Origin of the sequence: Vreelandella indica (genome assembly GCF_037070225.1) — a bacterium.
Taxonomy (GTDB): domain Bacteria; phylum Pseudomonadota; class Gammaproteobacteria; order Pseudomonadales; family Halomonadaceae; genus Vreelandella; species Vreelandella arctica.
Genome location: NZ_JBANSO010000018.1, coordinates 13154 through 32055, shown reverse-complemented (window position 1 = coordinate 32055; position 18902 = coordinate 13154). Strand labels below are relative to the sequence as shown.

The following is an 18902-nucleotide window of genomic DNA, read 5'->3' as shown; positions in this document are numbered from 1 at the left end:
ATGCCGAGCACCATTCGACAAATACCTCTGGCCAGCGCCACGCAACATCATGCCCATGATTTTCATCAAATAGTCATCACCATGTGTGGCTCGTCAGAGTTTGAAATTGAAGGATTAGGTGGGCGCGTCAATGCCTTTTCGGGCTGTATCGTGCCCGCCAATCACGAGCACTACTATTCGGGCAATGGCCATAATCGACAATTGATTCTCGACCTGCCCGAGGACGCCCCCGCTTTGACAGGTGAAAATCACGAATTAGTAGCGCTATTTGATGCCCCCCGTTTCTTTGGTTTAGACAACGCACTGCGCCACTACTTAGCCTTTATGGAGAGCGAACTTGCTCAAGGGTTTGATACCTCTACCAACTCCTTTCAGCAAGACCGCTTAGCGGCCACCCTTTTAGGTTCCCTTAAAGCGAGATTGGGCTCTGCTACCACTTCAAACCAACGTCGGCTGGATTTGACGCGAATTAATCATTTTATTCGCCAGCATCTCGCCGAGGAGCTGCGTGTCGCCGACCTAGCGCGGCTGGCTTGTTTGAGCGAAGCACATTTTTCCGACTGTTTCCGCGCCCAAACCGGGCTTTCACCCTGGCAATACGTCAAGCGGCAACGGCTAAATGCGGCCCGCCAACTGATTTTGCAAAGCCGACTTCCGCTCACCGACATTGCCATTCAAACCGGCTTTGCCAACCAAAGCGCTCTTTCTCATGCTTTCCGGCGTAGCTATGGTTTGTCGCCGCGTAAACTACGCCAGGGTGATGTGTCACCCATTGCGCTCAGCGCCTCAAACGCTGCGTTAGGGCCGCTAGCTGGCCAGCAAAAACTATACTAAAGTCGTAAAGTTACTGTGCTTGCCGCGGAATTGACATGTTTTACCGTGAAATCAGCATACACCTGAGTTAGCCGCACTCTACATTCGCTGACTAGCTTGGGCGTAACGCCCTGTTACCCATTCGTTCTGTTCAGACTTTCGGGGGCTTCAATGCTCAATGCCAAGAAAATGCGTGACCCTGCCATCTGGCAAACTGATCTCGACACTCTCATGGCGCGCGTTAGCGACCACTATCTAGTGGATGAAAGCGCCTATGTCAGCGAACTGATCAAGGTGCTGGATGCTGACCGCCACGACTTTGCCCGCATTGAAGCCAATACAGCCGCATTGGTTCAGGATGTCCGTAAAATGGACACGGCCGTCGATACGATTGATGAGCTACTACAGCAGTACAGCCTGGATACTCATGAAGGCTTGATGCTGATGTGCCTAGCGGAAGCCATGCTGCGCATTCCCGACAAAGCTACCGCCGATGCCCTGATTGAAGACAAGCTCGGCCCCGCCGACTGGCAGTCTCACGTGGGCAAGAGCGACTCGTGGATGGTCAACGCCTCTACCTGGGGCCTGTTAATGACCGGGCGCGTACTCAAGCTAGACCACCCTAAAGAGGGGCAGCCCGCCAACTTCATCAATCGCATGGTTAATCGTATGGGTGAGCCGGTGATCCGCCGCGCCATGTACGAAGCGATGAAGATTATGGGCAAACAGTTCGTGCTGGGGCGCGATATCAATGAAGCGCTGAAGCGCTCAAAGCCGCTGTTCAATAAAGGCTATACCTACTCCTACGACATGCTGGGCGAAGCCGCCCGTACCCGTGACGATGCACAGCGCTATTTTGATGACTACGCACGGGCCATTGAGCAAGTCGGCAAGACTTGCAAAACGTTAAGCGATAAAACCCCGGCGCCGTCGGTCTCCATTAAGCTCTCAGCCCTTCACCCCCGCTATGAGTTTGGCCGCCGCGAGCAAGTGCTTGCCGAGCTTGTCGACACAGTCATCAAGCTGGTCAGCAAGGCGCGTGCACTGGATGTTGCGGTTACTATTGACGCTGAAGAGATCGATCGCCTGGAGATTTCTCTGGAAGTCTTCCGTGCGGTTTACGAAAGTGAAGCCGCCAAGGGCTGGGGGCACTTCGGTTTAGTGGTTCAAGCCTACTCCAAGCGCGCGCTGCCAGTGTTGCACTACATCAACCGTTTGGCCGACCAGCAAGGCGACGAGATTCCACTGCGCTTGGTCAAAGGCGCTTATTGGGATACCGAAATTAAAGAGTCCCAGCAGCTTGGGGTCGACGGCTATCCGGTATTTACACGTAAAGCGGGTACCGATGTAGCCTATCTCGCCTGCGCGCAGTTCCTGCTCTCTAGCGACACCAATGGGCGTATTTTTCCGCAGTTTGCTACCCACAATGCCCACACTGTGACGACTATTTTAGAATTTGCTAATCGCGATAGCCGTCCTTTTGAGTTTCAGCGTCTGCATGGCATGGGTGAAGCGCTTTATGACGCTGCTCTTGAGCGTGCCCCGAAAGGTACCTACTGCCGTATTTACGCCCCGGTGGGTGCGCATAAAGACCTGCTGCCCTACTTAGTGCGGCGACTGCTTGAAAATGGTGCCAACTCCTCGTTTGTTCACCAGTTGGTTGATCCTGACGTACCGGTCGAGTGGCTGTGTCAGCACCCGATTGAAACTCTGCGCCAGCAGAAACACCTGGCCAATATGAACATTCCGTTACCCAAAGACATTTACGGGCCCAAGCGGCGCAATTCACGTGGGGTGAATCTGAATATACGCAGCCACTACTATCCGCTCATGGAGAAGATGGCTGCGTTTATGGATCAGCAATACCCAACGAAGCCGCTGCTCGCTTTTGATGTCGCGGACGACGCCGCCAATACCCATAGCGTTACCAGCCCATACGACCGCCAAAAAACCGTCGGTAGCGTTCAGTGGACGAGCAAAGAGCAAGCCACCCAGGCGCTGGATGCTGCGTGGGCCGCTTTCCCTCGCTGGGACGCCACCCCGGTGGCCGAACGGGCGGCTATTGTCCGTCGCTTGGGGGATTTGATGGAAGAGCATATGCCAGAGCTAATGGCATTGTGCTCGCGTGAAGGCGGTAAACTGCTTACCGATGGCGTCGATGAAATTAGAGAAGCCGTCGACTTCTGCCGTTTCTACGCCATGCGCGCTGAAGAGGACTTCGGCCAAGTTATCGAGCTCCCTGGCCCCACTGGCGAATCCAACCGCTTATTTATGGGTGGCAAGGGCGTGTTCGCAGCCATCAGCCCCTGGAACTTCCCTGTCGCGATCTTCTGCGGCCAAATTGTCGCAGCGGCGGTAGCAGGTAACACGGTACTGGCCAAACCGGCGGAACAGACGTCTATCGTCGCGCATCGTGTTATTGAGCTGCTCCACGAAGCGGGCATGCCCCGTGATGTCGTCCAACTACTGCCCGGTGACGGCCCCACAGTAGGTAGCGTGCTGACCTCCGACCCGCGGATCACCGGGGTAGTCTTCACAGGTGGCACCGACACCGCACAAATTATCAACCGCGCTTTGGCGGCACGAGAAAATGCCCCGCTAGCCACCCTAATTGCGGAAACCGGCGGCATGAACGCCATGATTGTCGATTCTACTGCCCTGCCTGAACAGGTGGTGGTAGATGTGATTCAGTCGGCCTTCCAGAGCGCCGGGCAGCGCTGCTCGGCGCTGCGGGTACTGTATCTACAAGACGATGTTGCCGACCGGGTCATTGAAATCCTCAAAGGCGCGATGAATGAACTGCGCATTGGCGACCCTCGCGATTTAGGCACTGATGTGGGGCCGGTGATCGATGAAGAGGCGCGTAAAGGCTTAATGGAGCACATCGAAAAACTCAAAGCCGAAAATCGACTAGTCGCCGAGACACCGATGGCTGCTGAGCATACCCAAGATGGCACATTCGTGGCGCCTGTCGCCTTCACGATTGATAGCATCGATTCACTCACGCGCGAGCAGTTCGGGCCCATACTGCATATCGTGCGTTACAAAGCCAGCGAGCTTGATAAAGTTATCAATGACATTAACGGTCGCAATTACGGCCTGACATTTGGCGTACATAGCCGTAACGAATCATTCGCCGCTGAAATAGCGCAGAAAATGCGCGTAGGCAATGTGTACATCAACCGTAATATCATTGGGGCTGTGGTGGGCGTTCAACCGTTTGGTGGTCAAGGGCTTTCTGGTACAGGGCCAAAAGCCGGCGGCCTTCACTACCTGCAGCGCTTTGTAACTGAAAAAACGATTACTAATAACACCGCCGCTTTAGGTGGGAACGCGTCGCTACTGGCGCTGGGTGATGAGTGAGCCGCTCATCACGCCCGAAAATTTCTCCGACCTCACCCCAGCCTGACATTTGCTGGGGTACGTCAAGTGAATAGGAAAAGGGAATAACAGCCATTAACAACAACAAGACTGCGCCACAACCCATTCTTCTCGGTAAGCGCACTAACCTGTCGGCGCTACGTCCGACTTAATAACTAAGAAACAGGAGACTTTTTTATGGCTATTGGCGTTTGGATCAGCCTTTTTGCTTACTTTGCGCTCATGATTGGCATCGGCCTTTATGCTATGCGCAAATCCACATCCACCTCGGAAGATTACATGCTAGGTGGCCGAACCCTTAGCCCAAAGGTGGCGGCCCTGTCGGCTGGCGCTTCAGACATGAGCGGGTGGTTGCTGCTGGGGTTACCTGGGGCGATGTTCGTATCCGGCTTGGGCTCAGCCTGGATCGGTATCGGCCTGTTCGTGGGTGCCTTCTTTAACTGGGTGCTGGTGGCACCGCGCTTGCGTGAACAGACGGTGCACTATGGCAATGCGATTACGATTCCAGCCTTCTTGGCCAACCGGTTCCCCACTCGATCAATGTCGCTGAGAACGGTCTCCGCCATCGTCATCGTTATCTTTTTCGCGGTATACACGGCGTCAGGCTTGGTGGCAGGCGGTAAGCTGTTCGAAAGCGCCTTTGCTGGCGTCATCAACATTGGTGGCCTGAGCGATTACGCTACGGGCATCATCATTACGCTGGGTGTGGTACTGGTCTATACCGTGGTCGGCGGTTTCCTGGCCGTGAGCATGACGGACTTCGTGCAAGGCTGCATCATGATGCTGGCCTTGGTGATCATGCCGGCGGTGGTCCTGTTTGGCGAAGGTGGCGGTGGTTTCACCCAAGCGTCACAGACACTCAATGAGGTCGATCCCACGCTACTGTCATGGACAGAAGGATTGACCTTTATCGGCTGGCTCTCTGCCGTTACCTGGGGCCTGGGTTATTTCGGCCAACCACACATCATCGTGCGCTTCATGGCTATCCGAACGCTGAAGGATGTACCTATTGCCCGCAATATCGGCATGAGCTGGATGGCCATCTCGCTGATTGGCGCAGTCTCTCTGGGCGTGTTTGGCCGTGCCTACGCGGTCCGTAATGGCATGGACGTAGAAGATCCGGAAACGATCTTTATTATCCTAGCCGAGCTGCTGTTCCATCCGCTGATCACTGGCTTCCTCTATGCTGCTCTGCTGGCGGCGGTCATGAGTACCATTTCCAGCCAACTGCTGGTGGCCTCTTCATCACTGACTGAGGACTTCTATCGCCTGTTCTTTCGTAAAGAAGCGACCGATAAAGAGTGTGTGGGCGTAGGCCGGATCAGTGTCGTACTGGTTGGCTTGGTGGCGGCCGTTATCGCCTCAGACCCGGATTCACAGGTGCTTGGGCTAGTCAGTAATGCCTGGGCAGGCTTTGGTGCCGCGTTTGGCCCGCTGATTATCTTGTCGTTAATGTGGTCGCGCACGAACGGTGCTGGCGCTATCGCTGGCATGGTAGTGGGTGCTGCTACCGTCATGATCTGGATTGCATTGGGCTGGAACGGTGAATTTATGGGTGGTCCCGGTGTGTATGAGATCATTCCCGGCTTCATCGCTTCCTTTATTGCTATCCTGGTAGTGAGCAGTATGACAGCCGATGCGGGTGAATATCAGCACATCACTCGCTAACCAGTAAGATGATCATGAGACCTTTATGTGTCAGACATATCGACAACAGGAAGGTCTCTACATTACAGCCCTTCTGAGCTGTATGTGATCGGGCCACCTTCGGGTGGCCTTTTTATGTCTGCAGTTCATATTGTTAATAACGAATCTGGCGTTAAGGCAGCCCACCCTTGCCCTAGATCAATAACCAGTGACTACCTCTTTATTAGACTCTTAAACATCATGAAGTGGCCCATCCATAGCCGCTTAGCCATGCCACTAGGAGTCAACTCATGCGTAAAGCCGCCCTTCCCACCCTACTCGTTTCCAGTATTGCCGCTGCGGCTTTGATGACCAGCAGCCAGGTATTCGCCTATGGCGCGGGTGACTTTTTTACCCGCGTGGGTGTTGCGAAAGTGGACCCGACAAGCAATAACGGTGAGATATTAGGCGCCGATGTTAATGTCGATGCAGAGACGAATTTTGCCTTCACGCTAGGCTATCGCTTCCACGACAAGATGGGCGTCGAGCTGCTGGCCGCGCTACCCTTCAAACACGACCTGCAGGTTGAAGGCGTGACCGATGGCTCTACTAAGCACTTGCCACCTACACTCACACTACAGTACTACCCGTTAGGGGGTACCGAGGCCCGTGTCCAGCCTTATGTCGGCGCAGGTATTAACTACACCCGTTTCTCTGACGAAAAAACCGATATCGGCGCATCATTGGAGCTTGACGACTCCTGGGGCGCAGCGGGTCAAGTCGGTATCGATCTGCTGATTGATGAGCATTGGGCGTTAAATGCTGCGGCGTGGTACATCGATATCGATTCCGATGCCAAAGTGGGCGGCGCAGAAGCTGGCACCGTTGAGATCGACCCCGTAGTGGTCATGGCTGGCCTCAGCTACCGCTTCTAAGCCGCCTTAAAAAGCGTTATGACGGATGTAATTTACAAAGCCTGCCTTGCGCAGGCTTTGTCTGTTAAATCGCTTCCATCTTTAAATACCATTCAGCTTTCAGTGACTAACTGGTCGACTTTCTCTACCGCTTGTACAACAAGCAGTTGATGATGGGCAGGTGTTTTCTCCTGCTGCAAATACGCGGCCACAGCGGGAGCCACTTCGCACTTGGCAGGCATGGCGGCACGGGCCTCAATCAAGGCGTTTAAGCGAGCAATAAATACAAAGCGAACCCATTGAGGCAGCGACATCGTATCAATGCAAAACGGCTGCTGGCTGGCGAATGCATCAGCGTCAGGTGTCGGCATACGCCATAGATCGGCGGCTTTCATCGCGGCTTCAAGTTCTAGAAGTGCTGTCTGTAGCGGTTGAAAAGTACTCATAACGTCGTTTGTAACTACCTCGTAAAATGAAAAAGCGTATCTTATTACCATTATCCCCATTCGGCTGGCTGCTTGCCAATCACGCTCACTTGTGAAGAGTTATCCATAGACTCACAGAAAACCTGCACGAGCCTGTGGATAAACTATGGAAAGGTGTCGCAGCGCTTGCTCTCATGGGGCTTTCGCACAGTTGTTTACTTTTTAACCACACTGTCATGTAAGACATACCCGTTGGCCGGTATTTATCCGCCTCGGCGGCTGACAGTGACCCATCATCAAGGTAGAGTGCAGGCTTGCAACGCGGAAGGATGTCATGCAACCGATTCAAACCCTTGATGAGTTTTTTACCCGCAGCGGCGCAGAGGTTTCCCTTTACCATATGGGCCGCCATGTGGTCGCCTGCCCACGGGAGTCCCTCGCCACCTTTGAGCGTGGCGAACTGGCGTGGCCAGAACCTTGGCAAGGCCAAGCACGTCTAGCCATTCTGTTTCGTTTGGGGGATATGCCCGAGCCTGCTATTTGGTTTTTAGCCCTACCACTCGATGAACAGGGGATGCTTTCCCCTGCTCAGCGTGATGCGTTTTTAAATCGTCTGCTGGAAACATTAGGTCGAGCTGTTTCTCAGGTGGGACGTGAAGAAACAGCGGACGTGGACCACTTAATGAAGGATAATCCCCTCGCCTTTACGCCCAGCGTTACCTTTCAAGCGATGCTCAATGCCCGTGCCACTTATGACACAGGGCTACCTGCCAGCCAGCATTTTGAGCCGGTTGAGGATTACTTGAGTGGCCAGCAGGCGATTGATTGGCAGGCATTGGGATTACAGGGAATTGCCGATTACGTCGTTCGTATGGAGTCGCCCGACGCGGACACGTTAGCGCTGAGACTGCCTGACCTACCTACCGCCGTTATTAACTCCGTGTGCTACTGTTTAGAGCACCAGCCACTGCCACAGGCACTAGTCGCCGCGCTGCAACGTCGTGGCGAAGCCGCTGCACAAGCGGGCGACATTGAAACCTTATGTGCTTGCCTTCGCGCTGTGGGTAATACGGATGCAACAGCGGTAGGCAATTGGTACTCCGCCTTACTTAAAGACACCACAGTTTGTGGGCCGGATATGCTGGCTGCCATAGCCGGGCGTGGCTGGGTGTATCTTGAAGACGCTGAGCGCTTACCTCTTTTTCTACAGCGTTTGGCGGAAGATGAGCGTACTGATTTTGCCGCGGTAGTGCGTGATCTTGCTCTCATCCCACGGCTACGTTTACCGGTCATGATGGCCATGCGTGATGCGCCCGACGGCTCTTCTATTCAACACCGTTTGAGCATGATGATGTCGCAGAGAAAGGCTTGATTTGATGTTGTCATTTTTAATTGCAAGGAGTGAGCCGTGAAGGAATTACCCTATCAGGCCAAGGCGGTCATTGGACGCCGTGAAATGGTGACGTTACCTGAGCTAGGGCTTCACCTGTGCTGTAAAGCAGACACTGGTGCGCGTACTTCTGCCCTGCATGCAGAAGAGATAGAGACACATGAAGATGAACATGGTCAACTATGGGTAAGTTTTATTACCCACAGCGCTGGGCCAACTACACCCGCCCATCGCTACAGTCTACATTTACATGATCGACGCCGAGTCACCAGTTCAAACGGACATAGCGAGTGGCGCTATGTAATACGTACCCCAATGCAAATGGGTGATTTGAATTTTCCGGTTGAACTGACCCTGACTGACCGCAGCAATATGCGCCACCCAATGTTATTAGGACGCCGCGCTATGCGCCGCCTGCTAATTGCACCCGGTGCGGCATTTTTGCACGGTGAGCCTTAACCCCTTTTATTAGCCGCCTTTATTTAGACTCGGAGTCCCCTACATGCATATCGCTCTGCTATCGCGCAACCGTAATTTGTACTCTACACGCCGTCTGGTTGAAGCTGCAGAGCAGCGTGGGCATACCGCTCGTGTGGTGGACACGCTGCGCTGCTATATGAGCATTACCTCCCACCACCCTTCGATTCACTATAAAGGTCAAGAAATTGAGCACTTTGATGCGGTCATCCCCCGCATTGGTGCGTCGGTGACCTTTTATGGGTGTGCGCTGTTACGCCAGTTCGAGATGATGGGCACCTACGTTATCAACGATAACGTTTCAATTACACGCTCGCGGGACAAACTACGCTCACTTCAGCTATTGTCACGCAAAGGGCTGGGGCTACCGATTACCGGCTTTGCGCACTCTCCGGACGATATTCCTGACTTGATCACCATGGTCAAAGGCGCCCCGCTGGTGATTAAGCTGCTTGAAGGCACCCAGGGAATTGGCGTGGTGTTAGCGGAAACGAACCAGGCGGCGGAATCAGTCATTCAGGCCTTCATGGGTATGAAAGCCAATATCATGGTTCAGGAGTACATTAAGGAAGCACGCGGTGCTGATATTCGCTGCTTAGTGATCGGCGATAAAGTCGTGGCTTCGATGAAGCGTCAGGCGGCGGATGGTGAATTCCGCTCGAACCTACACCGCGGGGGCTCCGCCAGCGTGATCCGAATCACTCCTGAAGAGCGTTCAACGGCGATTCGTGCAGCCAAGGCCATGGGTCTGCGCGTTGCCGGTGTCGACTTGTTACGCTCAAATCACGGCCCGGTGATTATGGAGGTTAACTCTTCGCCTGGTTTGCAGGGCATTGAGAACGCCACCGGCAAGGATATTGCGGGCATGATCATTGAGCACATTGAAAGAAATGCCGCCCCAGCTCGTAAAGCGCCGCCCAAGCCTAAAGGCTAAGGCAAAATCTTAAAATAATCCGATTCGGGGGTGGCAAATCGACGCTGTCCCCCCCACAATCTGCGTCACCGAAGGAGGTAGACGCTCATGTTTCTCGATAATCGCCAAGTGGCGATGGACAGCGTATTGGAAGCGCTGGCCGATAGCATTGATTATTTCCAAGACAATATCGAACGCCTGCGCCCCTCACTGCGCGACGCTTTAAAGCCGCATTATACTGAGCGGCTTAAACAGATGCGTAAATTGCAGGAGCTTGCCCGTGCGCATTTGAAAATGCTGCCTCGGGATGCAGACGTTGAACGCGATGACTTTTTATGGCTTTGGAGCCGTCTAAAAAGCTTCGTAGGTAACGATAGCCAAGTATTGATCAATGAGTTATTAGAGCAAGAGCGTGTATTGATGCAGGCGCTCTCTTCGCTCTTTACCCATCCGCTACCTGATCCCATCGAACCGGTGGTAGAGGAATGCATGCGGGGGTGCCGTAAACTGATTCGCGAGCTCTATGCGCTGCAAAAGCGCAAAACGCATCGCTAGGGTGCCGAAAAGCGTTCGTTTAGTGACGGCAGAATTAGCTCGATGGGCGCACGCTTCTTAAACTCTATGGGCTCTGGAGTGCCGAGGAAATAGGGCTCCCTGCCCCATAGATACAGATCGCCCAGGGTAGCCACACGCGCTGCCCACTCGCGCAGTTTTAACCGCCACTCGACTCCCACCGTGGCATCATCCGCCACGCAGCCAGTAACATCCATCCCCAACGCACGTCCAATGTACACCGCGCGGGGAAGGTGCCAGCTCTGGGTAATCAGTAGCGCTTTATCCAACTGAAACACATCCCGTGCCCGCGCAAGGGTGTCATAAGTGCTAAAGCCCGCAAAATCCATGGTCAATTGCTCTGATGCAACGCCGCGCCGATAAAGCTCGCGCCACATCGCTCGTGGCTCGTTATACGCTTGGGTACGATTATCTCCAGACAGCAACAGATGCTCGACCTGGGACTGTTCAATCAAGGTGGCCGCAGTACGCATTCGCGCATGAAAGTGCGGATTCCGAACACCGCTGCGCGTCCAGTGAGAAGTACCGAAGACGACTCCCACACTCGCGGGACGGCACTGCTGCGGTTGACGTTCGATATAAGCAGCTGTCGTCGCGAGCACCCAAAAATTGCCACCTATAAACAGCAATGTCGCCAGCAGCGACAGTGCTCCTAGCGACATTAGTAAGCGCTTTAACCATTTCAACAAGAGGTTATGCATCCAGTTCCCCAGCTGGGGTTAGAACATGCCGAGTTCAAGCTTGGCCTCGTCACTCATCATGTCACGGCTCCAGGGGGGACTGAAGACTATCTCGGTGTGTACTTTGCTGATCTGCGGTGCACCAAGAATCTTATTGCGCGCATCCGCTGCAATAACATCGCCCATACCGCATCCCGGGGCGGTTAGCGTCATACGAATAGTCGCAATGCGCTCGCCGCTGATCAGGCGCTCAATGCGGCAGCCGTAAACTAGGCCCAAATCAACAATATTGACGGGGATCTCTGGATCGAAGCAGGTGCGTAACTGATCCCACACAAACTGCTCGATTTCCTCTTCACTGGCAGTTTCAGGTAGTGTGGGGCGGGGCAACGACTCAAGCCCCAGCGCATCAAGGTTGCTCCCCTCAATCAAGTACAGGCGCCCCTCAAAACCGACGCTCACCGAGCTACCTTTAGCCTGCATGACGCTGACTACGCTATCTTCGACGAGCGTTTCCGTACTACCAAACGGAATGGCAATAGCCTCCACATCGCGCTGGAGCGGCAACTGTTGACCCCGTTCGAGACTGGCTACTTGCTCAAGATCCATATCTGTCCTTAAAAACGTTCTTCAAAGAGCTGGCCTTAAAGAACCGACCTTAACGCACCATACCAATGACACGATTGAGTGCTTCAATAAAGCTATCCACTTCTTCGAACGTATTATACGCAGCAAATGAAGCACGGCACGTCGCATCGACTCCGAAATGATGCAGCAAGGGCTGCGCGCAGTGGTGGCCGGTGCGAATAGCCACGCCGAGTTGATCTATCAATAAGCCGATGTCTTGCGAATGCGCCCCTTCCACCACAAACGACAACACGCCTGCTTTTTGCGGTGCGGTGCCTAAGATACGCAGCCCATCGATTCGTCCAGCCGCTTGCGTCGCGCGGTCAAGCAACTGCCCTTCCCACTCGCCGATAGCAGCAACACCAACGCTTTCTACCCACTCAAGTGCACGCCCCAGCGCAATGACTTCCGCAATGGCGGGCGTTCCGGCTTCAAACTTGTGCGGAAAATCGGCGAAGGTGGTGCCTGCACCGAAAGAGACGGTTTTAATCATCTCACCGCCGCCCTGCCAAGGCGGCATCGCCTCCAGCAAAGCCTGCTTGCCATACAGCACGCCTACGCCGGTTGGCCCATACACTTTGTGGCCCGAGAAGGCGTAAAAGTCAGCATCAATCGCCTGCACATCGACTACCTGATGAGGGGCAGCTTGGGCACCATCAATCAGAATCAAGGCGCCGTGCTGGTGAGCAAGTGCCGCCATTTCCTGCACAGGGTTAATGGTCCCTAGCGCATTAGAGACATGATTGACCGCTACCAGCTTTGTACTCTCACTCAGCAGTGCGCGATAAGCAGCCATATCCAATGCGCCATTGGCCTCAACGGGAATCACTTTAATGGTAAACCCGATCTCGGCGGCCAACAGTTGCCAGGGCACAATATTGGAGTGGTGCTCCAACATTGAGATCAGCACTTCATCGCCAGGTGCTAGGTTTTTACGCCCCCAGCTCTGAACGACCAAGTTGATGGCTTCCGTGGTACCGCGGGTAAAGATGATCTGACGCGCATCTTCCGCGTTGAGAAACGCCCGCACCTTGTGACGCGTGCCTTCAAACGCCGCCGTTGCCTCATCGGCAAGGGTATGCAGCCCACGGTGAATATTGGCGTTATAGCGTGAGTAATAATCGCTGAAGACGTCAATCACCTGTTGAGGCGTCTGGCTAGTCGCCGCGTTGTCTAAATAGATTAGCGGCTTGCCGTGCACTTCACGGGCAAGCACCGGAAAATCCTGACGCAGACGGGCGACATCAAAGGGTGCTTGCACTTGCGCGGGCGCCTGCTCAATAACGGTATTTGGCATCAATCACTCCTCGTTGAGCCCTTGAGGCTAGTCTTTAAAAGCGGGTCTTAAAGAACTAGTCGTTAAGTGCGGCTGCCGCTTCAACAAGCCCAGCAAGATTAAAGCGCTCCGGCAACTTACCCGCAACCGCGAGTTCAACGCGCTCGGCAATCGCATCCAGGCTAACTTTATCCAACACCTCTCCCGCAAAGGCGAGGGTTAGCAGGCCTCGTGCGGTGGCTTCATCGATACCGCGCGTGCGCAGGGCATAGACCGCCTCTTCGTCCAGCTGGCCGGTAGTGGTGCCGTGTGAACACTTAACATCATCGGCGTAGATTTCAAGCTCAGGCTTGGCATCGATGTGAGCACGATCCGAAAGCAGCAGGTTTTGATTGCTCTGAAACCCTTCAATTTTCTGGCTGTCGCGCTTGACGTAGACCTTGCCGTTAAACACGCCGTGAGCGCGGTCATCCAGAATGCCTTTGTAGTTCTCATTAGAGAACGTCAGCGGCGCATTGTGGTTGACCTTGGTGTGGTTATCGACGTGCTGGCGACCTTGACCAAAGAACAGGCCCAGGAAGTTGGTTTCCGCGCCCTGGCCGTTCAAATCACTGATCAAGTCGTTACGCACTAGTGCGCCGCCCAGGCTCAGGTTGTACGAGGTATAGCGTGTATCGCGGCCCTGCTCGACATGAATGCTCGCCACATGCATATCACCCAATGGTGCTTCTTGTAGCTTGTAGTGAGCAAGGATCGCCCCACGATCAAGCATCAGTTCACCCACGACGTTGGTGAAGTTGGTCGCTTCGCTTTCGCCGGTGTAGTGTTCAATCAACGTGGCTTCGCTGCGGCTACCTGCTTCCACCAGTACGCGCGGGTGACACATCACCGGCTGGCCAGCGCGGGACAGAAACTGCAGCAGGATAGGTTTCTCAACGACCGTTCCCGGTGCAATGCGCACCACAGCGCCCTCTTCCATAAATGCCGTATTCAGCGCCGCAAACGGTGAGAAATCCACCCCGGTTAAGCGACCCAGCGGGCCACCAACTGCTTCGTGGTTCTCCGCCAGCGCCTTGGAAAGCGGTAACACCTGGACGCTTGACGGCAACGAGTCCACATCCGAGAGCGCCGACGAGAAAACACCATCCACGAAGGTCAGGCGGTAAGCATCGATGGGCAGCGTCAGCGCCGCGGCACTGGCCTGAGAGAACTCGGCGTTGTCGGCGAGCGCAAAGTTGCCTTGAGCAATTGAGCGCACGTCGGTGTATTTCCACTCTTCATCACGCCGAGTCGGAAAACCCAGCGCTTCAAAGCGGGCTGCACCCGCCTGACGACGTGCAGCAATCCACGTGGGCTCCGCCTGATAGTGCGGGCTGCGCGCTTTGAGTGTATCTAAAAAGGTTTGCGTATCGCTCATGCCACAGACTCCTCGATACCTTCGTACCCATTGGCTTCCAACTGCTTAGCTAGTTCAGCGTCACCGGTCTTAACGATACGACCATCGACCAGGACGTGAACCTGATCAGGCACGATGTAATCCAGCAGGCGCTGGTAGTGAGTCACCAGCAGAATGGCGCGGTCTTCAGCGCGCAGGCTGTTGACACCATCGGCGACCACTTTCATGGCGTCGATATCCAGGCCGGAGTCGATCTCGTCGAGCATAGCAAGCTTCGGCTGAAGCACCAGCATTTGCAGGATCTCGTTACGCTTTTTCTCACCGCCAGAGAAACCTTCGTTAACAGCGCGCTGTAGGAAGCTGGCGTCCATTTTCATGTAACCAAGCTTCTCTTTCACCAGCTTCATAAACTCCGGCGCTGGCATTTCGCCTTCGCCACGCGCTACGCGCTGGGCATTAAGCGCCGACTTCAGTAGGTAGATGTTTTTAACCCCGGGGATCTCTACCGGATACTGGAAACCCAGCAGCAGGCCCGCCTGGGCGCGTTCTTCAATTTCCATTTCGAGCACGTCTTTGCCTTCAAAGGTAATAGTGCCCTGGGTGACTTCGTAGCCATCTTTACCAGCGATAACCGCCGATAGCGTCGATTTACCTGCGCCGTTCGGTCCCATGATGGCGTGCACTTCACCCGCGTTGATAGTCAGGGTGAGGCCTTTCAGGATTTCATTGCCTTCGACGGTGACGTGTAAATCATTTACTTGCAACATGTTGATTACCTTCTAATTCTGGCGAGTCGCTACGGCGACACTAATAAAATGAGTGACTGAAGGGCTAGGGATTAACCTACCGCGCCTTCCAGGGTGACGTTGAGCAGCGCTTCGGCTTCTACGGCAAACTCCATCGGCAGCTCTTGGAAGACGTCTTTACAGAAGCCATTCACAATCATGCTGACCGCGTCTTCTTCCGAGATACCGCGGCTCTGACAGTAAAACAGCTGATCTTCACCGATTTTGGACGTGGTCGCTTCGTGTTCGATAGTCGCCGTGCTGTTGCCAATTTCCTGATAAGGGAAGGTATGCGCACCGCACTTATCGCCAATCAACAGCGAATCGCACTGGGTAAAGTTACGAGCTCCTTTGGCACGCGGGCCGATTTTCACCAAGCCGCGATAGGACTGATCGCTGCGACCGGCAGAGATACCTTTAGCCACGATATAGGAACGGGTGCCTTCGCCAATGTGAATCATCTTGGTGCCGGTGTCGGCCTGCTGGCGTCCGTTCGTGACCGCAACGGAGTAGAACTCACCAATACTGTCCTTGCCGCGCAGTACGCAGGAAGGGTATTTCCAGGTAATCGCCGAGCCAGTTTCAACTTGAGTCCAGCTAATCCGTGAACGGTCGCCACGGCAGTCGCCACGCTTAGTAACGAAGTTGTAAATACCGCCCTTGCCATTCTCATCACCGGGATACCAGTTCTGCACGGTGGAGTACTTGATGTAGGCATCGTCCAGAGCGACCAGCTCAACGACTGCAGCGTGCAGCTGGTTTTCGTCACGCATCGGCGCGGTACAGCCTTCCAGGTAGGAAACCTGGGCGCGGCTTTCGCAAATAATCAGCGTGCGCTCAAACTGGCCGGTATTGGCCGCGTTAATGCGGAAGTAGGTAGACAGCTCCATCGGGCAAGTCACGCCTTCCGGCACGAATACGAAAGAGCCGTCGGTGAAGACCGCTGAGTTGAGCGCCGCGAAGTAGTTATCCGCCACCGGCACCACGGTGCCCAGATACTGCTTGATCAGTTCCGGATAGTCGCGGATAGCCTCGGAGATAGAGCAGAAGATAACCCCTGCTTCACCAAGCTGCTTTTTGAAAGTGGTGGCTACCGACACGGAGTCAAATACTGCATCAACGGCAACGCCAGCCAGCGCGGCGCGTTCATGCAGCGGAATACCCAGCTTCTCGTAGGTCTCCAGCAGCTTGGGATCGACTTCATCCAGGCTCTGGGGGCGGTCTTCCGGGCGCTTGGGCGCACTGAAATAGGAGATCGACTGGTAATCGATCGGTGGGTAATCGAGATGCGCCCAGGATGGCGCTTCCATCTTCAACCACTGACGATAGGCATCCAAGCGCCACTCCAGCATCCACTCGGGTTCGCCCTTTTTCTTGGAAATAAAGGCGATGGTGTTTTCATCCAGGCCAGGTGGCAGGGTGTCGCTTTCAATATCGGTTACGAAGCCGTCTTTGTATTCGCGACGAACCAACTGTTCCATTTCTTCGCTTGCCATGGTGATACCCTCCGGGCAGTTGGGTGGCGAGATGATCGCCTTTAATAATAAAGTAGGCCTGCTGTGCTTGCGCCGCGCTTAGGCCGACGCCGCCGACAGGCTGATCGTTTGAATAGGCAGTTGCACCGGCAATTTTATGGGTGCTGTATCGGCTAAATGCGCTAAGGTCACGCTTTCAAGCAGCGTTCGCATCGCCAATGAAACCCGCTGCCAGTTGTCAGCCACACCACAGGTAGCCACAAGCTCGCAATCGCCTTCCGCTTGGCTACACTCGGTCATGGCAACAGGGCCTTCAATCGCCGCAATAATGTCAGCTGCCGTAATCTGTGATGCTGGCCGCGCCAAGCGATAACCGCCTTGCGCACCACGCTGGGAAACCAACAGTCCCGCACGTGCCAACATTTTAAGTGTTTTACTTACTGTGGGGTGTGGCAGCTGCACAGCCTCAGCCAAGTCGGCCGCTGCATGTGATGCTTGGGAGTGACGGGCAATTTGTGCCATCACTACAGCGGCATAGTCTGTCAGCCGAGAAAGCTTGAGCATGTCGACTCCCCTTTTATGTGCTTGGTACGCAGTCAATCAACTGGTTGGCTGCATCAATTGAGTACCATTTTAGTCCTGTATAAATTTGATGTGAAGCCCTTGAGTTAAATGGTTGGCAATTTGAGCAAAATAACAGCACGATCGACGCTAATCGCATCAAAAACAACAATCATTATCATTTAAAAAAGCTATTAGCTTTATACTGCTGCTGGCTATCGCTTTGCATGTATGAACAGCGTCTGGTAATTTCGATTGAGTATTGAGTGCCATCGCTCTGGATGGCGGCTTGCTATTCGAGGATTAAAAGATGGATTCAGCAGTCAACAATATGGTCAGCGCCTCAATGGCGATGCAGCAGGTGCAAGTCGTCCAGCAGGCCCAGTTTAACGTTTTTAAAGAGGCGTTAGACGGGCAAGCAGCCCATATTACTGCGCTGATGGACAGCGTTGCGCAAGTGCCACAACTGGCCACAAGTGGAAGCGTCGGTACGCAAATTAATACCACTGCGTAAAAATAGACGACTGATAAATCAATAGCCCCCTGCATGCAGGAGGCTATTTTTTTGACTGTCTGGTTTAACGCTAGGCTTTCTTAACAAATTCAGATTTAAGTTTCATCGGGCCAATGCCGTCAATTTTACAGTCGATATCGTGATCGCCCTCTACCAAGCGGATGCTTTTCACTTTGGTGCCCACTTTAACCACCAGTGAACTGCCTTTAACCTTTAAATCCTTGATCACCGTGACACTATCGCCGTCGACCAACATGTTGCCGTTAGCATCGCGCACGCCTGAAGCTTCTTCAGTGCTCTCCTCTGCTACCTTTGACCACTCGTGGCCACACTCTGGGCAGACGTATTGAAGCCCATCATCGTAGCTAAATTCGGAAGCGCAGGCAGGACAGTTAGGCAGATCACTCATGGGATGGCTCCATCGCTAGGCTAATAGAAAAGGCTGATTCAAGGCCTAAGAAAGCGGTGGAGCCTACACGGATTATTCCGCTTGTCTACTTTTGCAGATGCGATCAATCACGCTGATACGTGCCTACCAAACGATTCATGCCTAGCAGATTAGGCTCTATTTCTTTGAGAAGCTCGGCAAGCGTCAGCCCTTCAGGCAACGACGTTTGATGGTCTAGTGCTAACACCCAGAAATAGTAAAGATGTTTACCATGCCCTTCAGGGGGCATCGGACCAAAGTAACCAACTTCGCCTTTATCATTGGCGCCAGCAGTGCCCACAACACTCTTTTCAGTTAACTCATGGGTATCAGCGGGCAAGTTATAGAGCACCCAATGTACAAAGCCGTAGCTGCCATCCTTGACCAAAGGAGCATCTGGATCGTGACAGATAACAGCGAAACCCTGGGTTCCCTCAGGGGCATCTTTCCAAGCTAGGGCAGGCGAAACATTTTCCCCCTCACCAGTGTGCTTGGAAGGAATCGCTTGATGATCAGCAAACGCTGGGCTGGTAACCTGCATTGATGAAAGTGCAAATGCCATGTTTTTCTCCTCGGTCTATCTGATGGGCCTTGGTTTATCTGATGCCTTGATTTATCTGATGAGCCGCTGCTGAGTGTGAAGGCTATT

At 53.9% G+C, this 18902-nt stretch carries 19 protein-coding genes; 9 read left to right on the top strand and 10 right to left on the bottom strand.

All coding sequences use genetic code 11. The annotated features are described in order from the left end of the window. The 4 genes from V8L71_RS13305 (at position 1) to V8L71_RS13290 (ending at position 6755) form a co-directional block, all read left to right on the top strand. Positions 1–834 carry an AraC family transcriptional regulator gene (locus tag V8L71_RS13305; RefSeq protein ID WP_008957015.1) on the top strand — a complete coding sequence of 278 codons (834 nt, stop codon included), beginning with the start codon at positions 1–3 and terminating at the stop codon, positions 832–834. Positions 835–984: 150 nt separating this feature from the next. After that, on the top strand, positions 985–4176 hold the full coding sequence (putA, locus tag V8L71_RS13300; RefSeq protein ID WP_336274391.1) for a bifunctional proline dehydrogenase/L-glutamate gamma-semialdehyde dehydrogenase PutA: 3192 nt from the start codon (positions 985–987) through the stop codon (positions 4174–4176). A 195-nt stretch (positions 4177–4371) separates the two neighbouring features. Continuing rightward, positions 4372–5862 (top strand): sodium/proline symporter PutP, encoded by a 1491-nt coding sequence (gene putP / locus V8L71_RS13295; RefSeq protein WP_008957017.1) that lies wholly within the window; start codon positions 4372–4374, stop codon positions 5860–5862. 269 nt (positions 5863–6131) lie between these two features. Then, positions 6132–6755: an OmpW/AlkL family protein gene (locus V8L71_RS13290; protein WP_336274390.1), complete on the top strand. Its 624-nt coding sequence runs from the start codon at positions 6132–6134 to the stop codon at positions 6753–6755. A 92-nt stretch (positions 6756–6847) separates the two neighbouring features. Here the strand turns inward: V8L71_RS13290 and V8L71_RS13285 are convergent, their stop codons facing one another. Next, the gene (locus V8L71_RS13285; protein WP_336274389.1) at positions 6848–7180 is read right to left on the bottom strand and encodes a YqcC family protein; all 333 of its coding nucleotides are present in this window, start codon (positions 7178–7180) and stop codon (positions 6848–6850) included. 313 nt (positions 7181–7493) lie between these two features. Between V8L71_RS13285 and V8L71_RS13280 the strand changes: the two genes are divergently transcribed. The 4 genes from V8L71_RS13280 to V8L71_RS13265 all read left to right on the top strand — a co-directional run bounded on the left by V8L71_RS13280 (position 7494) and on the right by V8L71_RS13265 (position 10494). Beyond that, entirely contained in the window at positions 7494–8531 is a 1038-nt protein-coding gene (locus V8L71_RS13280) for a DUF3549 family protein (protein ID WP_336274388.1), read from the top strand. A gap of 36 nt (positions 8532–8567) precedes the next feature. Beyond that, a complete protein-coding gene (locus tag V8L71_RS13275) occupies positions 8568–9008 on the top strand; it encodes a putative ATP-dependent zinc protease (RefSeq protein ID WP_176304607.1) in 441 nt (146 codons plus the stop codon). A gap of 43 nt (positions 9009–9051) precedes the next feature. After that, positions 9052–9960, top strand: a complete 909-nt coding sequence (gene rimK, locus V8L71_RS13270) for a 30S ribosomal protein S6--L-glutamate ligase (protein ID WP_008957022.1) — start codon at positions 9052–9054, stop codon at positions 9958–9960. Positions 9961–10047: 87 nt separating this feature from the next. Continuing rightward, positions 10048–10494 (top strand): hypothetical protein, encoded by a 447-nt coding sequence (locus V8L71_RS13265; protein WP_336274387.1) that lies wholly within the window; start codon positions 10048–10050, stop codon positions 10492–10494. On the opposite strand, the gene V8L71_RS13260 is transcribed toward V8L71_RS13265, so the two are convergent. From V8L71_RS13260 to V8L71_RS13230, 7 genes are all read right to left on the bottom strand, one after another. Then, positions 10491–11213, bottom strand: coding sequence for a SanA/YdcF family protein (locus tag V8L71_RS13260; protein ID WP_176304605.1), 723 nt, complete (start codon positions 11211–11213; stop codon positions 10491–10493). The genes V8L71_RS13265 and V8L71_RS13260 overlap by 4 nt on opposite strands. Positions 11214–11231: 18 nt before the next feature. Then, a complete protein-coding gene (gene sufT / locus V8L71_RS13255) occupies positions 11232–11801 on the bottom strand; it encodes a putative Fe-S cluster assembly protein SufT (protein ID WP_176304604.1) in 570 nt (189 codons plus the stop codon). A 49-nt stretch (positions 11802–11850) separates the two neighbouring features. Beyond that, positions 11851–13116 (bottom strand): aminotransferase class V-fold PLP-dependent enzyme, encoded by a 1266-nt coding sequence (locus tag V8L71_RS13250; protein ID WP_176304603.1) that lies wholly within the window; start codon positions 13114–13116, stop codon positions 11851–11853. Between the two features lie 55 nt (positions 13117–13171). After that, positions 13172–14512 (bottom strand): Fe-S cluster assembly protein SufD, encoded by a 1341-nt coding sequence (gene sufD, locus V8L71_RS13245; RefSeq protein WP_336274386.1) that lies wholly within the window; start codon positions 14510–14512, stop codon positions 13172–13174. Next, positions 14509–15258, bottom strand: a complete 750-nt coding sequence (sufC, locus tag V8L71_RS13240) for a Fe-S cluster assembly ATPase SufC (RefSeq protein WP_336274385.1) — start codon at positions 15256–15258, stop codon at positions 14509–14511. Before sufC ends, sufD begins: the two co-directional genes overlap by 4 nt. Positions 15259–15329: 71 nt before the next feature. Continuing rightward, the gene (sufB, locus tag V8L71_RS13235) at positions 15330–16772 is read right to left on the bottom strand and encodes a Fe-S cluster assembly protein SufB (protein ID WP_176304600.1); all 1443 of its coding nucleotides are present in this window, start codon (positions 16770–16772) and stop codon (positions 15330–15332) included. A 78-nt stretch (positions 16773–16850) separates the two neighbouring features. Next, the gene (locus tag V8L71_RS13230; protein WP_008957030.1) at positions 16851–17315 is read right to left on the bottom strand and encodes an SUF system Fe-S cluster assembly regulator; all 465 of its coding nucleotides are present in this window, start codon (positions 17313–17315) and stop codon (positions 16851–16853) included. 307 nt (positions 17316–17622) lie between these two features. Between V8L71_RS13230 and V8L71_RS13225 the strand changes: the two genes are divergently transcribed. Continuing rightward, positions 17623–17826: a putative motility protein gene (locus V8L71_RS13225; RefSeq protein ID WP_336274384.1), complete on the top strand. Its 204-nt coding sequence runs from the start codon at positions 17623–17625 to the stop codon at positions 17824–17826. 70 nt (positions 17827–17896) lie between these two features. Here the strand turns inward: V8L71_RS13225 and V8L71_RS13220 are convergent, their stop codons facing one another. Continuing rightward, the gene (locus V8L71_RS13220; protein ID WP_336274383.1) at positions 17897–18235 is read right to left on the bottom strand and encodes a zinc ribbon domain-containing protein YjdM; all 339 of its coding nucleotides are present in this window, start codon (positions 18233–18235) and stop codon (positions 17897–17899) included. Positions 18236–18338: 103 nt separating this feature from the next. Continuing rightward, complete coding sequence (locus V8L71_RS13215; RefSeq protein WP_101145274.1) at positions 18339–18815, bottom strand: YbhB/YbcL family Raf kinase inhibitor-like protein; 477 nt, start codon at positions 18813–18815, stop codon at positions 18339–18341. Positions 18816–18902: the final 87 nt, after the last annotated feature.

Coding starts and splice junctions, on each gene's coding strand:
- rimK (WP_008957022.1), top strand. CDS start 9,052: ATGCATATCGCTCTGCTATCGCGCAACCGTAATTTGTACTCTACACGC.
- V8L71_RS13285 (WP_336274389.1), bottom strand. CDS start 7,180: ATGAGTACTTTTCAACCGCTACAGACAGCACTTCTAGAACTTGAAGCC.
- V8L71_RS13280 (WP_336274388.1), top strand. CDS start 7,494: ATGCAACCGATTCAAACCCTTGATGAGTTTTTTACCCGCAGCGGCGCA.
- V8L71_RS13220 (WP_336274383.1), bottom strand. CDS start 18,235: ATGAGTGATCTGCCTAACTGTCCTGCCTGCGCTTCCGAATTTAGCTAC.
- sufT (WP_176304604.1), bottom strand. CDS start 11,801: ATGGATCTTGAGCAAGTAGCCAGTCTCGAACGGGGTCAACAGTTGCCG.
- putP (WP_008957017.1), top strand. CDS start 4,372: ATGGCTATTGGCGTTTGGATCAGCCTTTTTGCTTACTTTGCGCTCATG.
- V8L71_RS13290 (WP_336274390.1), top strand. CDS start 6,132: ATGCGTAAAGCCGCCCTTCCCACCCTACTCGTTTCCAGTATTGCCGCT.
- V8L71_RS13215 (WP_101145274.1), bottom strand. CDS start 18,815: ATGGCATTTGCACTTTCATCAATGCAGGTTACCAGCCCAGCGTTTGCT.
- V8L71_RS13225 (WP_336274384.1), top strand. CDS start 17,623: ATGGATTCAGCAGTCAACAATATGGTCAGCGCCTCAATGGCGATGCAG.
- V8L71_RS13260 (WP_176304605.1), bottom strand. CDS start 11,213: ATGCATAACCTCTTGTTGAAATGGTTAAAGCGCTTACTAATGTCGCTA.
- sufD (WP_336274386.1), bottom strand. CDS start 14,512: ATGAGCGATACGCAAACCTTTTTAGATACACTCAAAGCGCGCAGCCCG.
- V8L71_RS13265 (WP_336274387.1), top strand. CDS start 10,048: ATGTTTCTCGATAATCGCCAAGTGGCGATGGACAGCGTATTGGAAGCG.
- V8L71_RS13305 (WP_008957015.1), top strand. CDS start 1: ATGCCGAGCACCATTCGACAAATACCTCTGGCCAGCGCCACGCAACAT.
- V8L71_RS13250 (WP_176304603.1), bottom strand. CDS start 13,116: ATGCCAAATACCGTTATTGAGCAGGCGCCCGCGCAAGTGCAAGCACCC.
- sufC (WP_336274385.1), bottom strand. CDS start 15,258: ATGTTGCAAGTAAATGATTTACACGTCACCGTCGAAGGCAATGAAATC.
- V8L71_RS13230 (WP_008957030.1), bottom strand. CDS start 17,315: ATGCTCAAGCTTTCTCGGCTGACAGACTATGCCGCTGTAGTGATGGCA.
- sufB (WP_176304600.1), bottom strand. CDS start 16,772: ATGGCAAGCGAAGAAATGGAACAGTTGGTTCGTCGCGAATACAAAGAC.
- putA (WP_336274391.1), top strand. CDS start 985: ATGCTCAATGCCAAGAAAATGCGTGACCCTGCCATCTGGCAAACTGAT.